This window comes from Agrobacterium sp. LY4 (assembly GCF_001526585.1).
Taxonomy (GTDB): Bacteria; Pseudomonadota; Alphaproteobacteria; order Rhizobiales; family Rhizobiaceae; genus Agrobacterium; species Agrobacterium leguminum.
The window spans coordinates 15048-34386 of sequence record NZ_ASYA01000013.1 but is presented as its reverse complement, the minus strand read 5'-3'; the positions used below and the strand labels follow the sequence as shown (position 1 = coordinate 34386).

Genomic DNA, 19339 nt, shown 5'->3' with positions numbered 1-19339 from the left:
AGAACATTGTGACGTTGCACATCTGTCCCCGCTATCCACCACTGCGGCTCAATGGGAACAGGGGGTCGGCAAAAATCTTAACTCTGGTTACATCCTTGAATCCTCTTGGAATCTTTGGATTTCCTAATGCTGGGATAATATTCCTCCACTCTGTGGTGCTTGACTCTTTCGCGGCATGAGAACAAACAATGAACATATAACCCGTACGACATGATGTCGATCTTTGAACACGATCTTGAAGGGAGCCGTGAACGATGACTGCTGCCCGCCAGAGGGTGATCTGCGACTTGCGCGACCGCATCGCCTCGATGGAGGGCGGAGCCGCGAGGCGGGCCGGAACGCTCGCCTTCGGTGTCCCCGAGATCGATGCGGCCTTGCCCGGCGGTGGTCTCGCCTATGGCGCGCTGCACGAATTTGCCGGCGGCGGGTCGGGCACGGTGGATGGCGCGGCGGCAGCCCTTTGTGTCGCCGGCATTGCCGCGCGAACCAAAGGCCCGGTTATCTGGTGCCTGACACGACCGGATCTGTTTTTTCCGGCACTCGCCCAGGTCGGGCTGCATGCCGATCGGGTGATCTTCGTCGAGTCCGACAGGGAGGAGGATGTGCTGGCCAATATGGAGGAGGGGCTGTCCTTCGGCGGTCTCGGCGCTGTCGTCGGCGAGCTTGTACGCTTGCCCATGGTCAGTTCCCGCCGCTTACAGCTCGCCGCCGAGCGAACCGGGACGATGGCGCTCGCGGTCCGGCGATGGCGGCGGCAGACGGAAGCGAATGATTTTGGCCAGCCCACGGCCTCTACCACGCGGTGGCGGGTGAGCGTGATGCCGTCGGAGGAGCTGCCGGTACCGGGGGTGGGCAGGGCTCAATGGCTTCTGGAATTGATGCGCGTGAAAGCGGGTGAGTGTGCTGAGTTTCTCGTGAGGGCGTGTGATGACAAGGGTCGTCTCGATCTATCTTCCGGATCTGCCGACGGATCGTATTCGGCGGGCAGATCCCTCCATTCCGCCTGAACAGCCAATTGCCGTGATCGCAAGAAGCGGCTCGAAGCGATGGGTTTCGGCTGCCGACCCGGCTGCCAGAGCGGCAGGCGTGCATGTCGGCATGCCGGCGGCAAAGGCGCAGTCGCTGTTTCATGGCCTGATGATGGTCGATGCAGATCCCGGAGCCGATCGCGTCGCACTCGAACGCATCACACTGTGGGCACTAACCATCTATTCGCCGATCGTCGCGATTGACGGGATCGACGGCATCGTGATGGATACCGAAGGCGCCGACCACCTGCAGGGCGGCGAGCTGCCAATGGTGACTAAGATCGCCAACCAGTTTCTGGGCAGGAAGCTGACTGCCCGTGTGGCGGTCGCCGACAGCTGGGGTGCGGCCCACGCCTGCGCCCGCGCCATCAACCGCGAAACGATCGTGGTTAGGCCGGGTGAGACAGTTCGGGCGGTCGAAAAGCTGCCGATCTCGCTTCTGCGCCTGCCGGCGAAGATTGTCAGCGATCTGCGCATTCTCGGCTTCCAGACGATCGGTGAACTTGCCAATACCCCACGTGCGCCGCTGACGTTGCGCTTTGGTCCGGAGATCGGGCGCCGTCTCGACCAGACGCTCTGTCGTATTGCCGAGCCTATCGGCCGATCCGGACGCCTGAGCTGATCGAAGTCTCGAAAGCCTTCGCTGAACCGATCGGGGCAGCCGAAACGATCGACAAATATGTGGGGCGGCTTGTCGCTCGTCTGGTCGATGAACTTCAGAAGCGAGGGCTTGGCGTGCGTCGTGCCGACCTCATCGTCGAGAAGGTCGATGGCACGAGGCAGGCGATCCGCGCCGGCACCGCCAAGCCTGCCCGGGATGTCGCCTGGCTGACGAAACTCTTTCGGGACCGGACGGAAAAGATCGAGCCGGGTTTCGGGATCGAGAGGCTCACCCTTGTCGCCGTCATGGTAGAGCCATTGGAGGAGGCGCAGAAAGTCTCTGCTCTGGTCGAGGATGACATCACCGATGTGACACCGCTCATCGATATTTATGGAAACCGGGGGCAGAGGGTTTACCGCGTCGCGCCGGTTGCATCCGATGTGCCGGAACGATCGGTCCAGCGGATCAGTCCCGTTGCTGAACCGATCGCTGTTGCCTGGGTCAGCCATTGGCGCCGTCCAGTCCGGCTTTTGCCACGACCCGAACTGATCGAGGCGATTGCGCTGATGCCGGACCGCCCGCCGGTCTCGATCGTCTGGCGCGGCAAGCGGCGCAAGGTTAAGCGTGCCGATGGCCCGGAACGCATTTTTGGAGAATGGTGGCAGCGCGACGCGGAAATGGAGGCGGTGCGCGACTATTTCGTCATCGAAGACGAATCCGGTGAGCGCCTGTGGGTGTTCCGCTCCGGCGACGGAGTGGATCCCGAAACCGGGTCCCATCGCTGGTTCTGCCACGGGATCTTCGCATGAGCTACGCCGAGCTCCAGGTGACGACCCACTTTTCCTTCCTGCGCGGCGCCTCCTCGGCACAGGAACTGTTCGAGACAGCGAAACGGCTCGGTATTGAGGCACTCGGCGTCGTCGATCGGAATTCTCTGGCAGGCATCGTCCGAGCACTTGAAGCATCGCGTGCAACGGGTGTCCGTCTTGTCGTCGGCTGTCGCCTCGATCTCGCCGACGGCATGTCTGTGCTGGTCTATCCGATGGACCGTTCCGCCTATTCGCGCCTGACGCGCCTCATCACGCTCGGCAAATCGCGTGGCGGCAAGAACAACTGTATCCTGCATTGGGACGATATCGTCGCTTACTCCGAGGGCATGATCGGCATTCTGGTGCCGGATCTGCCGGATGCCACCTGCGTCTCGCAGCTCCGAAAAATGGCTGAGCTATTTGGTGATCGCGCTTACGTGTCTCTCTGCCTGCGCCGGCGCCCCAACGACCAGCTGCGTCTGCATGAGATTTCCAACATGGCGGCGCGGTTCAAGGTCAAAACCGTCGTCACCAATGATGTGCTGTTTCATGAGCCGGGCCGCCGGCAATTGCAGGATATCGTCACCTGTATCAGGCACAACACCACGATCGATGATGTCGGTTTCGAGCGTGAGCGCCATGCGGATCGCTATCTGAAGCCACCGGAGGAGATGGAGCGCCTGTTTCCGCGCTATCCTGAAGCACTGTCAAGGACCTTGGAGATCGTCCGGCGCTGCAAATTTAGTCTCGAGGAACTGACCTACCAATATCCGGAGGAAGCCATCGTCCCTGGCAAGGATGCGCAAGCCTCGCTCGAGCATTATGTCTGGGAATGTGTGCCCGACCGCTATCCGGAAGGATTGCCTCCTGATGTCCTGAAAACCCTGCGGCACGAGCTCGATCTCATCCGCACCATGAAATACGCGCCTTATTTCCTGACGGTGTTTTCGATCGTCCGCTTTGCCAGAAGCCAGGGAATTCTCTGTCAGGGCAGGGGGTCCGCCGCCAACAGCGCCGTCTGCTATATTCTCGGCATCACATCGATCGACCCCTCGACCAATGATCTCCTCTTCGAGCGTTTCGTCAGCCAGGAACGCGACGAGCCGCCGGATATTGACGTCGACTTCGAGCACGAACGGCGCGAGGAGGTCATCCAGTGGATCTACAAGACCTATACCAAGGACAAGGCGGCACTCTGCGCCACCGTCACCCGATACCGGGCCAAGGGCGCGATCCGCGATGTCGGCAAGGCGCTCGGCCTGCCGGAGGATGTCATCAAGGCGCTATCGTCAGGCATGTGGTCCTGGTCGGAAGAAGTACCCGACAGAAACATCAGGGAGCTCAATCTCAACCCGGACGACCGGCGCTTAGCGCTCACCCTCAAACTCGCGCGGCAGCTTATGGGCGCGCCGCGTCATCTCGGTCAGCACCCCGGCGGCTTTGTCCTCACCCATGACCGGCTCGACGATCTCGTGCCGATCGAGCCAGCGACGATGAAAGACCGGCAGATCATCGAATGGGACAAGGACGACGTCGAGGCACTGAAATTCATGAAGGTGGATGTGCTGGCGCTCGGCATGCTCACCTGCATGGCGAAAGCCTTCGACCTCATCCACGAACACAAGGGCGAGGATCTTGATCTCTCGAAGATCGAGCAGGAAGATGCCGCCACCTATGCGATGATCCGCAAGGCCGATACGCTCGGCACGTTCCAGATCGAAAGCCGCGCGCAGATGGCGATGCTGCCGCGGTTAAAACCGCGCACCTTCTACGATCTCGTCGTGCAGGTGGCGATCGTCCGACCGGGCCCAATTCAGGGCGATATGGTGCATCCCTATCTTCGCCGGCGCGAAGGCAAGGAGCCGGTCGAGTATCCGACACCCGAGTTGGAGGCGGTGCTCGGCAAGACGCTGGGCGTGCCGCTGTTTCAGGAAAGCGCCATGCGTGTTGCCATGGTCTGTGCCGGCTTTACCGGTGGTGAGGCCGACCAGCTGCGCAAATCCATGGCGACCTTCAAGTTCACTGGCGGCGTCTCGCGCTTCAAGGACAAGCTGGTTTCGGGGATGGTGAAGAATGGTTATTCGCCAGAGTTTGCCGAAAAGACCTTTTCGCAGCTGGAAGGCTTCGGCTCCTACGGTTTCCCCGAAAGCCATGCCGCCTCCTTTGCGCTGATCGCCTATGCTTCGAACTATATCAAGTGCCATTACCCGGACGTGTTTTGTGCAGCCCTTCTCAACAGCCAGCCAATGGGCTTTTATGCTCCGGCTCAGATCGTCGGGGACGCGATCAAGCATGGCGTTGAGGTGAGGCCGGTTTGCGTCAACCGCTCGCGATGGGACTGCACGCTGGAAAGGATCGGCAGCACCGATCGACATGCTGTTCGGCTCGGTTTCCGGCAAGTGAGGGGACTGGCGGTCGCGGAGGCGGCGCGGATCGTTGCAGCGCGCATGAACAACCCGTTCGCCTCAGTCGATGATATGTGGCGCCGATCCAGTGTTCCAACCGAAGCGCTTGTCCAACTGGCAGAGGCCGATGCCTTCCTGCCATCGCTCAAACTCGAACGACGCGATGCGCTCTGGGCGATCAAGGCGCTGCGCGACGAACCCTTGCCGTTGTTTGCAGCTGCAGCCGAACGCGAGGCGACAGCGATTGCTGAGCAGCGGGAGCCGGAGGTCGCGCTTCGGCAGATGACGGATGGGCACAACGTCATCGAGGACTACAGCCACATCGGGCTGACTTTGCGCCAGCATCCGGTCGCCTTTCTGCGCAAGGACCTGTCGTCACGCAATATCATCACCTGTGCCGAGGCGATGAATGCCCGGGATGGCCGATGGGTTTACACCGCTGGACTCGTGCTGGTACGGCAGAAGCCGGGATCGGCCAAGGGTGTGATGTTTATCACCATCGAGGACGAGACCGGACCGGCCAACGTCGTTGTCTGGCCCACTCTGTTCGAGAAGCGCAGGCGCATCGTGCTGGGATCCTCGATGATGGCGATCAACGGGCGTATTCAGCGGGAAGGAGAGGTCGTCCATCTCGTCGCCCAGCAACTCTTCGATCTCTCAGGCGATCTGGTTGGCCTTGCCGATCTGGATACCGACTTCAAGCTGCCGGCTGGTCGCGGCGATGAGTTTGCCCATGGAGGTGGCGGGCCGGATTCACGCGACAGGCCGAAGCCGGTCGTCCCGCGGGACATGTTCACGCCAGATATTCATATCGATACGCTGAAGGTGAAAAGCAGGAATTTTCACTGAAAAATGCTAAAACCGAGCGTGCCGAGGGAGCGCGTGCACCTTCAAAACCGCTTTAATCCTCAGGCGTGGTGACTTGGGATGCGGCGGCAATAGCTTTCGGCGTTGCTTTCGGAAAAGGGTGAGCTGGAACTGGAAGCGAAGCGAGGCGCGCCTCCGTCTCTGGCGAGACATGACAGCGCAGACCTGAGACTGGCCCGATGCCATACCGGGCAAAGTAGGGCCTTATGAGGTCGTAGCCACGCTGGTCGCCTGACTGAAAGTGACGGAAAATCCAGTAGGCGATCAAATCCGCCATCTGAATCAGGCGCGATGCCTTCGAATCCAGAAAAAGCGGGACTTCGGCAAAATTGCGAAGTTGCCCGTTGGCATGCCCCACGTGCTTGAACACATGAGAGAGGGTTTGGATTTTCTCCTCATAGTTGCTTTTGTCGAGGATGACCAAGCCGCGCTGGGGGTTCTTTTTCTTATAAAGCGTCTTCAGATAGCCATCAAAACACGAAGCCACCTCCTCGAAGCTCCGAGACAGAATATCGTTCGGAGAGAAGAGCTTTTTTTCGATGACGCAGGCGTAGACCTTCAACTGCAACTGCTTGTCGGCGAGTAGCGACAAGATATCGACGACTGCTTGAACTCGGTCGTTCGGAGGCACACCTCTCCAGGTTCCGTTGCCCGATCGCATCGGATTTCCGTGAAACTCGATTTCTCGGGGATTGGCTGAGCTAAAGCGCGCAGCTACGGGATCTATCTGGGCTTCCAGCCAATGCGTTTGGCGCTCGAATATGCTAAAGCCTGCAAGGACAAAGAAGTCGGAGCTTGGATCATGCGAGTGACCAGACTCGTCGAGATATAGTAGATGCAACGAATCCCCCTGAAACGAAAAAGCGGACCGCATGCGGTCCGCTCGAATTCGGTAAGCCGAGTGAAACAATCGTTCAACGCACCGACGGATCAGCGCTCTCGACTATGAGCAATATATATCTCCTGGGTGATGGCTTTTCAAGTGGGTGGCTCCGCATGCGAGGGAGCCTGAACAAGAACCAGATACATCGTCTGTCTGCCGTCGTTGTTAAGGCGCCAAAAAAATAGGGCCACCGGAAAACCGAGGCCCTTGAAGTGTGAAGGTCAAAACCTCCAGAGGGGAACAACTGACGCGATGGCGCTGGGGGAAGGCCATCGTGTGCATCAGCTATTACCCTTATGCCTAGAATATGTGCGACGCGCAAACAAAAATTGTGCAATGCACCTATGCGCTAAGGGTGTCGGAGAATGTCCCGAAATTTCCGCTTCTAACCGCATGGGAGTCGTCGCGATGAGCATCGCCGTCGACCCGGAAGTCGGAGTGCGGAACCAACTGCGTAGTGATGGGAGACGGCGACAGAATCCGCATCGGCATCATCGATTTTTGTCTGAGGCGGCCTACGAAGGCGTCCCGATCCCGCTCTTGATGGATGGCTGCCTGGTCCAGCCCCGGATCTCCGTCGATCAACCCGCTGCGGGGTCCGCTACGCAAGCGTGCGGCCACTCGGCTTTGCCTTCGCGGTGATCGCGACCGGTTCCGGACACTGACGGGAGCCATCGAGCGGGAACGGCCCGCTCCAACGATGGAGCCCTCCGATGAACACAGATCTCACCCTCGCACAGAACCACGCCTTCCAGCTTTCCCGCACCCTTATGGTCCCGGTCACGCTTTTCCGGTCTGGCGGCGAGTTCGGCGTCCTTCCGAGCGACGAACTCGATGACGGCGAGGTCGAGACCATCGCGGAGTTCGATCCCTTCGCGTACGGGCCGGCTCATTGAGCCGGCATGTCCTTACCGCTTGCGAGCTGCAGGCGGCAAGGGAAGCTTCGCCGCGGCTGGTGCGGCCCCCTTGGTTGCCAAGGTGCAGATCTGCAGGTTGCCAGCCGTGCCCTTGCCTCCTTTGCTCTTCGCGGACCGTCGGAAACGGTCCCGCAAATTGCGGGAGAAATGAATCGGACAAGAAGGGCGGCACCAGGAGCGCCGGCATAAGGATGGAAAAACAGAGACTGGAAGAGCTAAGGGATCGTGTCCCGTGCGCCGTCGTGCTGGAGCAGGCAGGCTTCGCGGTCGATCTGAAGGAAAGCACGCGGCGGGCAATCAAATACCGGCGTGGCGGGGAGATTGTAATCGTTATACACGGCGGCAGGGGATGGTTCGACCCGCTCTCCGAAGCCAAGGGCGATGTCTTCAGCCTCGTTCAGCACGTGGAGGGCTTCAACTTTGTTGATGCTCTCAATCGTGTCGCGTCGCTGGTCGGGGTCGACTTGCAGGAGCCAGAGTGGCGACGTTCGGTGCGCGATACGGCTCCTGCAGCATCCATCTTGGAGCTATGGCACGGTCGGCGAAAGCCATGGCGCGGGTCGATGACATGGCGCTACCTTTCAACCGATCGAAACGTGCCGAACAGGATCATCCGGGCCGCTGTTGAGACCAACGTCCTGCGGGAAGGGCCCTACGGCAGCATGTGGGCGGCCCATGTCGATGACGCTGGTGCCGTGACCGGCTGGGAAGAGCGCGGCCCGGACTGGCGGGGATTTTCGACGGGCGGATCGAAAGTGCTGTTCCGGCTCGGTGCCAAAGACGCCCTGCGCCTGTGCGTCACCGAAGCAGCGATCGACGCCATGAGCCTGGCCGCTTTCGAAGGGCTGCGCGAGGGAAGCCTCTATCTCAGCACCGGCGGAGGCTGGTCGCCGACGACGGAGGAGGCCCTCCGCGAGCTGGTCGCGCGTCCCGGTGCTGTTCTGGTCGCGGCCACCGACGCCAACAGCCAGGGCGAAAGTTTTGCCGGCCGCCTTCGCGACATTGCCGATGAGACGTGCTGCGACTGGTTACGGCTGAAGCCGCCGGCCGAGGACTGGAATGATGCGCTACGCGCTCGCGAGCAAGAAAGAAGCGAAAGAAGAATGGAAAGAGAGGGAGGCCTGCCGCATGCCCGCCGGCCGCGTCAAGGGTGAAGCTTCGCCCGGCTACGCCGGCCCTTGACCCGCCCGGACGGAGAGGCGGCTTGAGGGGAGGGGTCAGGAAGGGCTCAAGAGAAGATGGCGACCATGAGGATCCGCCGCGCTCCCGCACGGACGAGGCTGAAGGAGCCCCGCTCATGACCTTCTCTCCTATCCGCAAAGTTTATCAGGGTGTCGCCGATCGCCGGCAGATGTTCCGCATGTTCGATCGACACGCGCAGCGCCCCAACCGCTGGGAGGGCGATGATGGTGCCCTCTACCGCGGCGAATGGTTCGAGATCGGCGAGCGCGAGCACGACTACATGTTCGAGATTCTGCCGCCGCTGTGGACGCGCGGCGAGATGTTCGCCATGCGCGAATTCCTCACCGACAGCATCACCAGCGTTTTTTACACGCTGAAGATCGATGACCGCATGCGGCATTTCCATGGTTATTGCGATCTCGCCGACAGGGAGTCGTCTGAGCGGATGCGCGATGCGATTATCGAGCGCGAAACCCGGCCCGTTCGGGCGATGACGCGTGAGGAACGCCTGGATCACATCTGGTCGAGCACGAACGACGAGTATCGCGGCTATGCCGGTGAGCGTTGGCGAGACCACGACCGCGGCAAGCGCACCGTGTTGTTCTACGGTGGACGCCAGGGCACCATCGTGAAGCTGCTCGACGATCTCACCGAGGATGAGATCGCCGCCAAGCTTCCGGTGCATTTGCGCTTTCTGCCTGACGCGATCGCAGCGTGAGTAGGATCCTATCCATGCTTTCCTTCCCGATCGAATCCATGCGGGCGGTGATCGCCCGCGGTCGCGCCGACGCAGAAGCCAATGGCGGCTTTCGCAATCCCCATTATGGACTTCATCCCGGTCGCGACGAGCAGCCGGGTGTCTGGCTGGTGGGTGATCACGGTGTCTATCTTTGCTCGAACGGCAAGTTGCCCGATGGCGAAAAGCCTTTCGTTGCTTACGCGCTCGAATGCGATCCCCGCACCAACGACGACTGGTTCGAGGTGAAGCGCAGAACTTTCGGTGGAGACGACGGCGTCGAATTCATCGAGGCCGCACAGCTGGAGGCCATGACCTCTGCCTGCCCAAACGCCAGGCATCTCGGTGTCAGCTTTCAGCCGGACTCGATGGAACTCTTCATCATCGAATGGTCGTAACGTCCCGTCGTAGCGGGATCTCCAACGTCAATCAGCGTCTGTTAGCCGCCCCGTCCCAGTGGCGGACCGATGACGCGCGCTTTCAAAAGGAGTTTTTATCATGAGCAACGATCCCTTCACGCTCGACATGTTTGGCAATACCGCTCTTTCGTCAGGACTTGGCCTTGGCGTGACCGCATTCGGCAATTTTGCGTCTGAGGCCGCCAATGACGACAATCCCGAACCCACACCGCCGGCACTCGCCTCGGCCATACGGCCCATCGGCGTTCCGGCTCCTGTTGCGCGCAAACAGGGCGATCGTGAAAACTTCCATTTCGACGATGGCGAGGATCGCGGCCTGGCCGCCTCTTGGAAGGAGCGTGCGCGGTTGAACATCTCTGCCATTCTTTCCGCCGACCAGCTCGAAAAGCTCGCCATCGCGGCAACACGCGAGCAGCAGAAGCGTCTGATCCGCTTCACCGGATTTTGCCCGAGGGCAGTTTCCGTCAGGACGCCGGCACGGACGTCGTGGTCGACATCCTGTTCTTCCGCAAGCGCAAGGTTGGCGAGCCGGAGGGGGACCAGACATGGCTCGATGTGGATGAGGTCCGCCCCGCCATTGAGGATGAGGGCGCGATCCGAGTAAATCGCTGGTTCGCCCGGCACCCCGACTTCGTTCTCGGCACCCACGCGCTGACCTCCGGACCGTTTGGCGAAACCTATACCTGCAGGCCTCACTTCGGACTCGGTCTCGAGGCCGCCCTGATCGCCGTCACCGAACTTCTTCCCGAGGGCATCTACGACGGAGAGCCGACGGAGATCGACACCGAGCTGGAGGACGAACTCGCCGACATCGTCGATCTGCAGCCGAGGGACGGCGCAATCCGCGAAGGCAGCTTCTTCCTCGACCGGTCGAAGGGTCTGATGCAGATCCTCGAAGGCGCGCCCGTACCGGTCACGGTGCGCAAGGCGCGCAGCGGGGATGGCATCTCGGAAAAGCATGTCCGGATTATCTCGAAGCTGATCCCGATCCGAGACGCGGTGCGCGAAGTGCTGAAGGCGCAGGAACAGGATCGCCCGTGGAAGGATCTTCAGGTCCGCCTGCGCATCGCCTGGTCGAGTTTCGTGCGCGACTTCGGGCCGATCAATCATACCACCGTTTCGATCCAGGAGGATGCGGAGACCGGCGAGGTCAAGGAGACCCATCGCCAGCCGAACCTTGCACCCTTCCGCGACGATCCCGATTGCTGGCTGGTCGCCTCGATCGAGGACTACGATCTGGAGACCGACACGGCGAAGCCGGGTCCGATCTTTTCCGAACGCGTGATTGCGCCGCCGGCTGCGCCGACCATCACATCTCCTGCCGATGCACTCGCCGTCGTGCTGAATGAACGTGGTCACGTCGATATCGACCATATCGCCGAACTGCTGCATTGCGATCCGGGTGCGGTGATTGGCGATCTCGGCGATGCCATCTTCCGGAACCCGGCTGATGGCGCATGGCAGACGTCGGACGCTTATCTCTCCGGACCGGTGCGCACGAAACTTGCCGCGGCCATCGCAGCTGCCGACCTCGACCCAGCGTTCAAACGGAATGTCAGCGCGTTGCAAGAGGTGCAGCCCGCCGATCTTCGGCCGTCCGATATCACGGCCCGGCTCGGCGCACCATGGATCTCGGCCTCCGATGTGGTCGCCTTCGTCAGGGAGACGATGGGCGCCGAGATCAAAATCCACCACATGCCGGAAATCGGGTCGTGGACGGTGGAAGCTCGCCAACTCGGCTATATCGCGACCGGCACGTCGGAATGGGGGACGGACCGCCGACACGCGGGCGAGTTACTCGCCGACGCCCTGAACTCGCGGGTGCCGCAGATCTTCGACACCTTCAAGGACGCCGATGGCGAGCGCCGGGTTTTGAACGTGGTCGACACCGAAGCGGCCCGCGACAAGCTGCAGAAGATCAAGACGGCCTTCCAGTCATGGATCTGGACCGACCCGGATCGTACCGACCGGCTGGCGCGGGTCTATAATGACCGGTTCAACAATATCGCGCCGCGAATATTCGACGGCAGCCATCTTCAACTTCCGGGCGCCTCAGGCGCCTTTGTTCTTTATGGCCACCAGAAACGCGGCATCTGGAGGATCATCTCCTCCGGCTCGACCTATCTCGCCCACGCCGTCGGCGCCGGCAAGACCATGACCATGGCGGCGGCCATCATGGAACAGCGGAGGCTCGGCCTGATCGCCAAAGCGATGCTTGTCGTGCCCGGCCATTGCCTGGTACAGGCGGCCCGCGAGTTTCTGGCGCTCTATCCAAACGCACGGATCCTTGTCGCAGACGAGACCAACTTCACCAAGGACAAGCGCGCCCGGTTTCTGTCGCGGGCGGCCACTGCCACCTGGGATGCAATCATCATTACGCATTCGGCATTTCGCTTCATCGCCGTGCCCTCGGCCTTCGAGCAACAGATGATCCAGGACGAACTGCAGCTCTACGAGGACCTACTGACCAAAGTCGATAGTGAGGACCGCGTCTCGCGAAAGCGCCTCGAGCGGCTGAAGGAGGGACTGGAAGAACGTTTGCAGGGTCTCTCCACCCGCAAGGACGACCTTCTGACGATCTCCGAGATCGGCGTGGATCAGATTGTCGTTGATGAAGCGCAAGAGTTCAGAAAACTCTCCTTCGCCACCAACATGTCGACGCTGAAGGGCATTGATCCGAACGGCTCGCAAAAGGCCTGGGACCTCTACGTCAAGTCGCGCTTCATCGAAACGAAGAACCCCGGTCGTGCTCTGGTGCTGGCGTCGGGCACGCCGATCACCAACACGCTCGGGGAAATGTTCTCCATCCAACGGCTGCTCGGCTACCAAGCCCTGCATGAACGTGGCTTGCATGAGTTCGACGCCTGGGCGTCCAACTTCGGCGACGAAAAGACGGAACTGGAGCTTCAGCCGTCAGGGAAATACAAGCCGGTCAGCCGCTTCGCCTCCTTTGTCAACGTGCCCGAACTGATCGCCATGTTCCGCGCCTTCGCCGACGTGGTGATGCCGGAGGATCTCAAGGCATATGTGAAGATGCCCGATATCGCCACCGGCAAGCGGCAGATCCTGACCGCGGCCCCGACGCCGGCCTTCAAGACGTATCAGCGGATCCTCGAAACTCGCATCAAGGCGATCGAGGAGCGTGATCGTCCTCCAGAGCCAGGTGATGACATTCTGCTTTCCGTCATCACCGACGGCCGCCATGCGGCAATCGATCTCAGGCTCGTGATGCCGGCCATGGGGGACGAACCGGACAACAAGCTCAATCTTCTGGTCCGCAATGCCCACCGCATCTGGCAGGAGACAGCAGACAACAGCTACATCCGTCCGGACGGCAAGCCATACGAGCTTCCAGGCGCGGCCCAGATGATCTTCTCCGATCTCGGCACGATCAATGTCGAGGCATCTCGGGGGTTCTCGGCCTATCGCTGGATCCGCGACGAACTGATCCGTATGGGCGTTCCCGCTTCGGAAATCGCCTTCATGCAGGACTTCAAGAAGACGGAGGCCAAGCAGCGGCTGTTCGGTGATGTCCGCGCCGGCAAAGTTCGTTTTCTGATAGGCAGTTCAGAGACCATGGGGACCGGCGTCAACGCGCAGCTACGCCTCAAAGCCCTGCACCATCTCGACGTGCCGTGGCTTCCCTCGCAGATCGAGCAGCGGGAGGGACGTATCGTCCGTCAGGGCAACCAGCATGACGAGATTGATATCTTCGCCTATGCCACGCAAGGGTCCCTCGACGCGACCATGTGGCAGAACAACGAGCGCAAGGCGCGGTTCATTGCCGCTGCGCTCAGCGGTGACACATCAATCCGCAGGCTCGAAGACCTCAACGAAGGCGCTGCCAATCAGTTCGCGATGGCCAAGGCCATCGCCTCCGGAGACGAGCGCCTGATGCAGAAGGCTGGGCTGGAGGCCGATATCGCCAGGCTCGAACGGCTGCGGGCCGCCCATGAGGACGATCAGTATGCCGTCCGCCGGCAGATCCGCGATGCCGAGCGTGAGATCGAGACTGCAAAGCGACGCATCGGTGAGATCGGCCGGGATATCGAACGGCTTGTTCCAACGTCAGGGGAAAGCTTCGCCATGACGGTGATGGGCAAGCCATACACCGATCGCAAGGAGGCTGGACGAGCGTTGATGAGGGAAATCCTCACTCTGGTTCAGCTACAGCAACAGGGCGAGGTTCACACCGCTTGCATCGGCGGGTTCGATCTCGTCTATACCGGCGAAACGTTCGGCCGTGGCGACAACTACCACCACCAAACGCTGCTCCAGCGCACCGGCGCTGACTATGAAATCGAATTGCCGGTCACCGTCACGCCGCTCGGGGCGATCTCCCGTCTTGAACATGCGCTTGACGGGTTTGAGGAGGAGCAGGAGCGTTACCGCCAGCGTCTGGAAGAGTACCGGCGCAGGCTTGCATCCTATCAGTCCCGGCAGGGCGGCGCCTTCGCCTTCGCCGGTGAACTTGCCGACAAGCGCCAAAAACTCCGGGAAGTCGAGGAAGCGCTCGCGAACCCCCTGGTCGATGACGCGGCCGCTGAGAGGGCCGCGCTTAGCCCGTCTGTTGACGCAACTCGTCAACCAGTTCCGGGTGACGGTCAAGGAGACGCAGCAACTGGCTGGTTGGACCGCTTGGCTCGACCAGCCCCCGTTCGTACTTGTCGAAAGCGTTCTCTCCGACTTTGAGAATGCCACCGGCCTCCCGCTGCGATAGGTTCAGTTTCTGTCGCACACGCCGGATCGTGGTTGGTGAGGGAATACCCTCGACCTCTTCCTTCAGCGCGCGCAGCGCCGCATCCGTCACCTCCATGTCGTCGCCGACATGTACGCCGTCATCGCCGTTTTCCGGATAATAACCGGGAAGATCGACTGTCCTGCTTTTGCCCTTAAAGGTCACAACAAACGGGCGAACGTCGCGGCGCAGGACCTCGCCGGTCTCCGGGGAAACCATCGTGTCGGGCAGTATCTTTTCTGTAGATGCCATCCTATTTCTCCTTGAACGACATGACCCGGAATTCGGTAATCACGTCCGCCTGGAATTTCACATAGAGCACCATGTCCTCGTTCGGCACTGGGACGTGATAAACGTCCTGCCAGACGCGATGATCGGCATTGGTCGTCATCGACTTGTAGAACATGCGCCGCTCGATCCCTCCGATCGTAGAAACGATGGCAGCGCGATCGTAACCGAGAGCCGCGGCATCACGAAGGGCCGTCGTCGTGATCGCCAATGCCCGCACGGACCCCAAGGCAGATTTGATTGCTTCGAGATCGTATGTTGGCCGCATCTTTTCCATGGCCTAATATGCCACCTTAATGGTGGCGCTTCAAGATGTCTGAGAAAGAGAGGGAGGAGGAAAGAGAACCCTTTCGCAGACCGGGCTTCCCGGCGACGCTATCGCTCAACCGCCCCCTCCTCAACCCTGTCCGTCGTTCTCGCAAGGCTTTGCCCCGCTCGTCTTGACGGTCAGGGCCGCTCGGGCGCAGTTGCGCCGCTTAGACCGCCCTGCGGTCCGGGAGATGTCTTCGGAAAGAACTGAAGACAGGAAGGACCGGTGAGGTGCCGGTTCCGATATCCCGGAAGGAACAGATCCCATGCAGATCCTCAAGCTCGATCCCCGTGCGCTGAAGGATAATCCTGACGACACCCGCCGCTCAAAGGTGTCGCCGCAATCCGATGCGCTGCTGCTTGCAACGGTGAAGGCGGTCGGCATCATCCAGCCGCCGGTCATCTCCCCGGAACTCGACGGCGGTAACGGCTACATCATCCAGGCTGGCCATCGCCGCGTTAGGCAGGCAATTGCGGCCGGGCTGGAAGAAATCACGGTCCTTGTGGTTGAAGCGGCCAACGATAATGGCGCCATGCGTTCGATGGTCGAGAACATCGCCCGTGAGCCCCTTAACCCCGTCGATCAATGGCGCGGCATCGAGCGCCTCGTCGCACTCGGCTGGACCGAGGAAGCGATCGGCGTGGCCCTTGCATTGCCGGTCCGCCAGATCAGGAAGCTCAGGCTCCTTGCCAACGTGCTTCCGGCAATGCTCGATCAGATGGGACTCGGCGACCTGCCGAACGAGCAGCAGTTGCGGACCATTGCCGCAGCCTCGCTCGACGAGCAGAAAGAGGTCTGGAAGGCCAACAAGCCGAAGAAGTCCGAGCGGGCCGACTGGTATAACATCTCCCGCACACTCTCCAAGACCCGCATGTTCGCCAAGGATGCGAGCTTCGGCGATGATCTCGCGAGCGCCTATGGCATCGAATGGGTCGAGGATCTGTTTGCGCCCGCCGATCAGGACAGCCGCTATACGACCAATGTCGAAGCGTTTCTGGGCGCGCAGCAGGAATGGATGACAAGCAATCTTCCGAAGAAGGGTGCCATCATCGAGGTCAACAATTGGGGTCAGCCGGAACTGCCGAAGAAGGCGGAGCGCGTTTACGGCAAACCGTCGAAGTCCGACTATGTCGGCATGTATCTCGATCGCGATGGCAAGGTTCAGTCGGTTGCCTACCGGATGCCGGAAGAGAAGAAGAAAACAAAAGCCGACTCCTCCACGACAAGCGGCGCCGAGGGCCTCGACAACGACGTGATCGTCGATGCGCCGAAGTCCCGCCCAGACGTGACCCAGAAGGGCCAGGACATGATCGGCGACTTCCGCACCGACGCCCTCCACGAGGCGCTCGGCCGCGCACCGATCGAGGACGACACGCTGATGGCGTTGCTCGTTCTCGCCTTCGCCGGCCTCAACATCCGCATCGATTCCGGTGCGAACGACAATGTGTTCGGTTCGAAGCGTTTCAAGCGCCACGCCGCCCGGCTGATCGGTGAAGACGGAAAGCTCACCTTCGACAGGGAGACGCTACGTGTCACTGCCCGCTCTATGCTGATAGATGTCCTGTCTTGCCGGCGTGGAATGTCGAACAGCGGTGTGGTCTCCCGTATCGCAGGGAACGCTATCGGCGCCGACAGCTTCCTGCCGAATATGGGCAGCGAAGACTTCCTCTTGTGCTTGTCGCGTCAGGCGCTGGAAGCGGCGGCGAAGGAGGCGAATGTGCTTCCACGGCAGAAGGTCCGCGAGACCCGCTCCGCGCTGATCGACCACTTCAAAGAAAAGCGTTTCGTGCATGCCTCGGCGCTGTTTGCGCCGGATGCGAGCGAGATCGAAGACCTGATCAAGCATGCCGAGTATCTCGACATCGATGAGGCATCGGCTGGCACCGATGCGACTGGCCCGGAGGATGACGCTATCGACGGCAACCCTGTCGCTCCGGACCCTGAGAACGGGGATGGCGGAGCTGAAGAAGACAGCGCTGCGGATGAAGCGCCAGCTGAGGAAGACGACAGCCTCGATCCGTCCGACGACGAAGATACCTCTTCGGAAACCTTCGGTGCTCACACAGATGAGGCCTATCCCGATGATCAGTCCGTATACGGGATCGCGGCGGAGTAGCTACCTCTCTCCATTCCCTTCCGAATGATCAGTCGCCGCCGATTGTCTCCATCGGCGGCGGTTTCGTTCTTCACAACCCCTAAAAATTCAGGGAGATTCCGCATGTCTGCACATTTCGTATTTTCCGCCGCGATCGGCTCACTTATTTCCTGGTCCGACGGCACACCACGCCCGCCCGAGCGGCACAGCAAGAAGCTGGCCGTCTGGAAGACGCGCAACAGCTCCGGCCGATTGATCCGCAAGGCACTCTCGAACCCTTGGCAACTACACCGCACCGGCGTCCTTCACCCTCCATGAAGGAGATATCGGCAGCCGCGGCACGATCCTCGTCACGATCTTTCGGACGTTCGGCGTCGACAGCACGCTGGCTTTTGCCGTGATCGAGCGTCCGCCGATCGGATCGATCCGCGTCTTTGATCGACCCGGACCCTCGCATGACCTGATCCATCTCGCTGCCAACCGGGAGGCGGCCGAGGAGTGGCTCAAACTCCACCCGCATCCCATGGCGGTTCTTGAAGAGGTGGCCGACGACGTCGCGGCCGATCACGTCGAGGGGAGGGCAGCATGACAATGCCTCTGTCCCCAGACAATACCGCCGGCTCTACCCCTGAATATTCAGGGGTGGAGTTCGGCATCAGCGCCGACGACTTTCCCGTTGCCCGGATCAGCGAAATCACGCTTGCCATGCTGCCCTTGCCGGCGGGCGGCGGGTTCCTGGCAAGCGCGTGGCGTGAGCACCGTCCGCTTTGCGAGCTGACCCGCGCTGACTTCTATGGCCACGAGGGCCGCCTTGCCGACGAGGCTGCGTTCCGGGAGCGTGTGCTGGAAACGACAGAGCACAGGCGCGAGCTGGCGCTGCTCGATTGCGTGCCGACGCGGATGGCCTGCAGCACGCCATGGGGTGCTTCACAAATGGCCACCATTTATGCAGAAGGCGTCGTTTCGCATGTCACCGCCGGTCACGGCGGCTTCAAGCTCTCGGCCGAACGCAACAGTAAGGTTCATCCGATGCTGCGCGCGGAGGGCGGCTGGTCAATCGTCACTTTCACCTATCCGCATTTCTTCACGTCCTATGAGCGGCGGAGCGCGGAAAGGTATCTCAAGGATTGGTGGCCGGAAGCCGGGGAAACAATTTCCGGACAGGTCCTGGTGCCGGGCGAATCCCACGCGAAAGATCGCAACGCGTTCGAGCTGGCGCATGCTGACGATTGGGTGGTGATCTCTGCCCTTAGATCTGATCATCATCCCGGCATGACCGAGGTGATCGCCACCCGCGGCGGCAAGCGAGACCGTCATGTCAACGAGCGCCGCTCTATGGTTCCAGCCACCGAATATGAGGTCGAACGCTTCGGCTTCGTGATCGATGAAGCACGCCATGCTGCCCATGACGGCCCTTCCTGCTTCGCCTCGTGGGCGGGGAGGAGCGTGGCATGACAACGATCAGCCCTCATTCTCTTCTCGCCCGTATGCAAGCATCGCGCCGCGATACGCGACATCATCTCGATCTGGTGCTGCGACAGATCGCGGCCCGTGCCGAGCGAGTGACGGTCACGCAGAAGGCGAAGTCCAGCGGCCGTACGCACAAAAGGTCAGGGTCACGTTGGACGCCCTCCGACGAACGGCTGTTCCAATCTCATCTCCAGGCATTGGAATTCCAGCGCCGGGGCGAGATCGAGGCGTTGTCGCGCAAGCTCGCCCGGCAGGATGCTGTGATCGCCGCTCTTAAGGCGAGGCTGGAACCGCGTGCTGACATCAACGAGAGGGATGCGGCATGACCCGCTTTGTCATTGAAACCAGCTACCGTCTGCCGACCTACCGCCATGGTGTTTATGAGGCGGCAAGCCCTGATTGCCGAGGTTGACCCGATGGGTGGAGAACGCCATGACAAGCTTTCGCCCCTCACCGGGCAGGAGGAGGACGCACTGCAGGACTACGCGGCCCGGCATGGGCGCTCCTGGAAGCGCATCCTCAATTGCGCCTGGATGGGCGAGCCGTCCTGTGACGACGGTCAGGTACTGCGTAAGCTTCGCAACACACATG

At 61.0% G+C, this 19339-nt stretch carries 12 protein-coding genes and 3 pseudogenes; 12 read left to right on the top strand and 3 right to left on the bottom strand.

What is annotated here, in order from left to right:
* The first annotated feature begins 254 nt into the window (after positions 1 to 254).
* The 3 genes and pseudogenes from L904_RS13830 (at position 255) to L904_RS13820 (ending at position 5692) form a co-directional block, all read left to right on the top strand.
* The gene (locus tag L904_RS13830) at positions 255 to 1007 is read left to right on the top strand and encodes an ImuA family protein (RefSeq protein WP_035263497.1); all 753 of its coding nucleotides are present in this window, start codon (positions 255 to 257) and stop codon (positions 1005 to 1007) included.
* Positions 928 to 2438 (top strand): annotated as a pseudogene (locus tag L904_RS13825) (DNA polymerase Y family protein). Before L904_RS13830 ends, L904_RS13825 begins: the two are co-directional and overlap by 80 nt.
* The gene (locus tag L904_RS13820) at positions 2435 to 5692 is read left to right on the top strand and encodes an error-prone DNA polymerase (protein WP_035263499.1); all 3258 of its coding nucleotides are present in this window, start codon (positions 2435 to 2437) and stop codon (positions 5690 to 5692) included. The pseudogene L904_RS13825 and the gene L904_RS13820 overlap by 4 nt, the downstream one beginning before the upstream one ends.
* Positions 5693 to 5744: 52 nt before the next feature.
* On the opposite strand, the gene L904_RS13815 is transcribed toward L904_RS13820, so the two are convergent.
* Entirely contained in the window at positions 5745 to 6584 is an 840-nt protein-coding gene (locus L904_RS13815) for a DUF3800 domain-containing protein (RefSeq protein WP_080707332.1), read from the bottom strand.
* Positions 6585 to 7306: 722 nt separating this feature from the next.
* Here L904_RS13815 and L904_RS13805 point away from each other — a divergent pair.
* The 5 genes and pseudogenes from L904_RS13805 to L904_RS13785 all read left to right on the top strand — a co-directional run.
* Positions 7307 to 7489 (top strand): hypothetical protein, encoded by a 183-nt coding sequence (locus L904_RS13805; RefSeq protein WP_035263502.1) that lies wholly within the window; start codon positions 7307 to 7309, stop codon positions 7487 to 7489.
* 212 nt (positions 7490 to 7701) lie between these two features.
* Positions 7702 to 8664, top strand: coding sequence for a DUF3991 and toprim domain-containing protein (locus L904_RS13800; RefSeq protein ID WP_035263503.1), 963 nt, complete (start codon positions 7702 to 7704; stop codon positions 8662 to 8664).
* A gap of 143 nt (positions 8665 to 8807) precedes the next feature.
* The gene (locus L904_RS13795) at positions 8808 to 9410 is read left to right on the top strand and encodes a DUF1419 domain-containing protein (RefSeq protein ID WP_035263504.1); all 603 of its coding nucleotides are present in this window, start codon (positions 8808 to 8810) and stop codon (positions 9408 to 9410) included.
* 14 nt (positions 9411 to 9424) lie between these two features.
* Positions 9425 to 9826, top strand: a complete 402-nt coding sequence (locus L904_RS13790) for a DUF3085 domain-containing protein (RefSeq protein ID WP_035263505.1) — start codon at positions 9425 to 9427, stop codon at positions 9824 to 9826.
* Between the two features lie 100 nt (positions 9827 to 9926).
* Positions 9927 to 14404, top strand: a pseudogene (locus L904_RS13785) (DEAD/DEAH box helicase family protein); the annotation flags it as partial.
* Position 14405: 1 nt separating this feature from the next.
* Here the strand turns inward: L904_RS13785 and L904_RS27035 are convergent.
* Both L904_RS27035 and L904_RS13780 read right to left on the bottom strand, forming a co-directional pair.
* Positions 14406 to 14837, bottom strand: a complete 432-nt coding sequence (locus L904_RS27035; protein WP_080707334.1) for a type II toxin-antitoxin system MqsA family antitoxin — start codon at positions 14835 to 14837, stop codon at positions 14406 to 14408.
* Between the two features lies 1 nt (position 14838).
* On the bottom strand, positions 14839 to 15141 hold the full coding sequence (locus L904_RS13780; protein ID WP_245300954.1) for a type II toxin-antitoxin system MqsR family toxin: 303 nt from the start codon (positions 15139 to 15141) through the stop codon (positions 14839 to 14841).
* Positions 15142 to 15448: 307 nt separating this feature from the next.
* On the opposite strand from L904_RS13780, the gene L904_RS13775 reads away from it, so the two are divergent.
* From L904_RS13775 to L904_RS13755, 4 genes and pseudogenes are all read left to right on the top strand, one after another.
* Positions 15449 to 17299, top strand: coding sequence for a ParB N-terminal domain-containing protein (locus tag L904_RS13775; protein ID WP_035263507.1), 1851 nt, complete (start codon positions 15449 to 15451; stop codon positions 17297 to 17299).
* 102 nt (positions 17300 to 17401) lie between these two features.
* Positions 17402 to 17867: pseudogene (locus L904_RS27030) on the top strand (hypothetical protein).
* Positions 17864 to 18733 (top strand): hypothetical protein, encoded by an 870-nt coding sequence (locus tag L904_RS13760; protein ID WP_035263509.1) that lies wholly within the window; start codon positions 17864 to 17866, stop codon positions 18731 to 18733. Before L904_RS27030 ends, L904_RS13760 begins: the two are co-directional and overlap by 4 nt.
* Positions 18730 to 19074: a hypothetical protein gene (locus L904_RS13755; RefSeq protein ID WP_035263510.1), complete on the top strand. Its 345-nt coding sequence runs from the start codon at positions 18730 to 18732 to the stop codon at positions 19072 to 19074. Before L904_RS13760 ends, L904_RS13755 begins: the two co-directional genes overlap by 4 nt.
* Positions 19075 to 19339 lie beyond the last annotated feature (265 nt).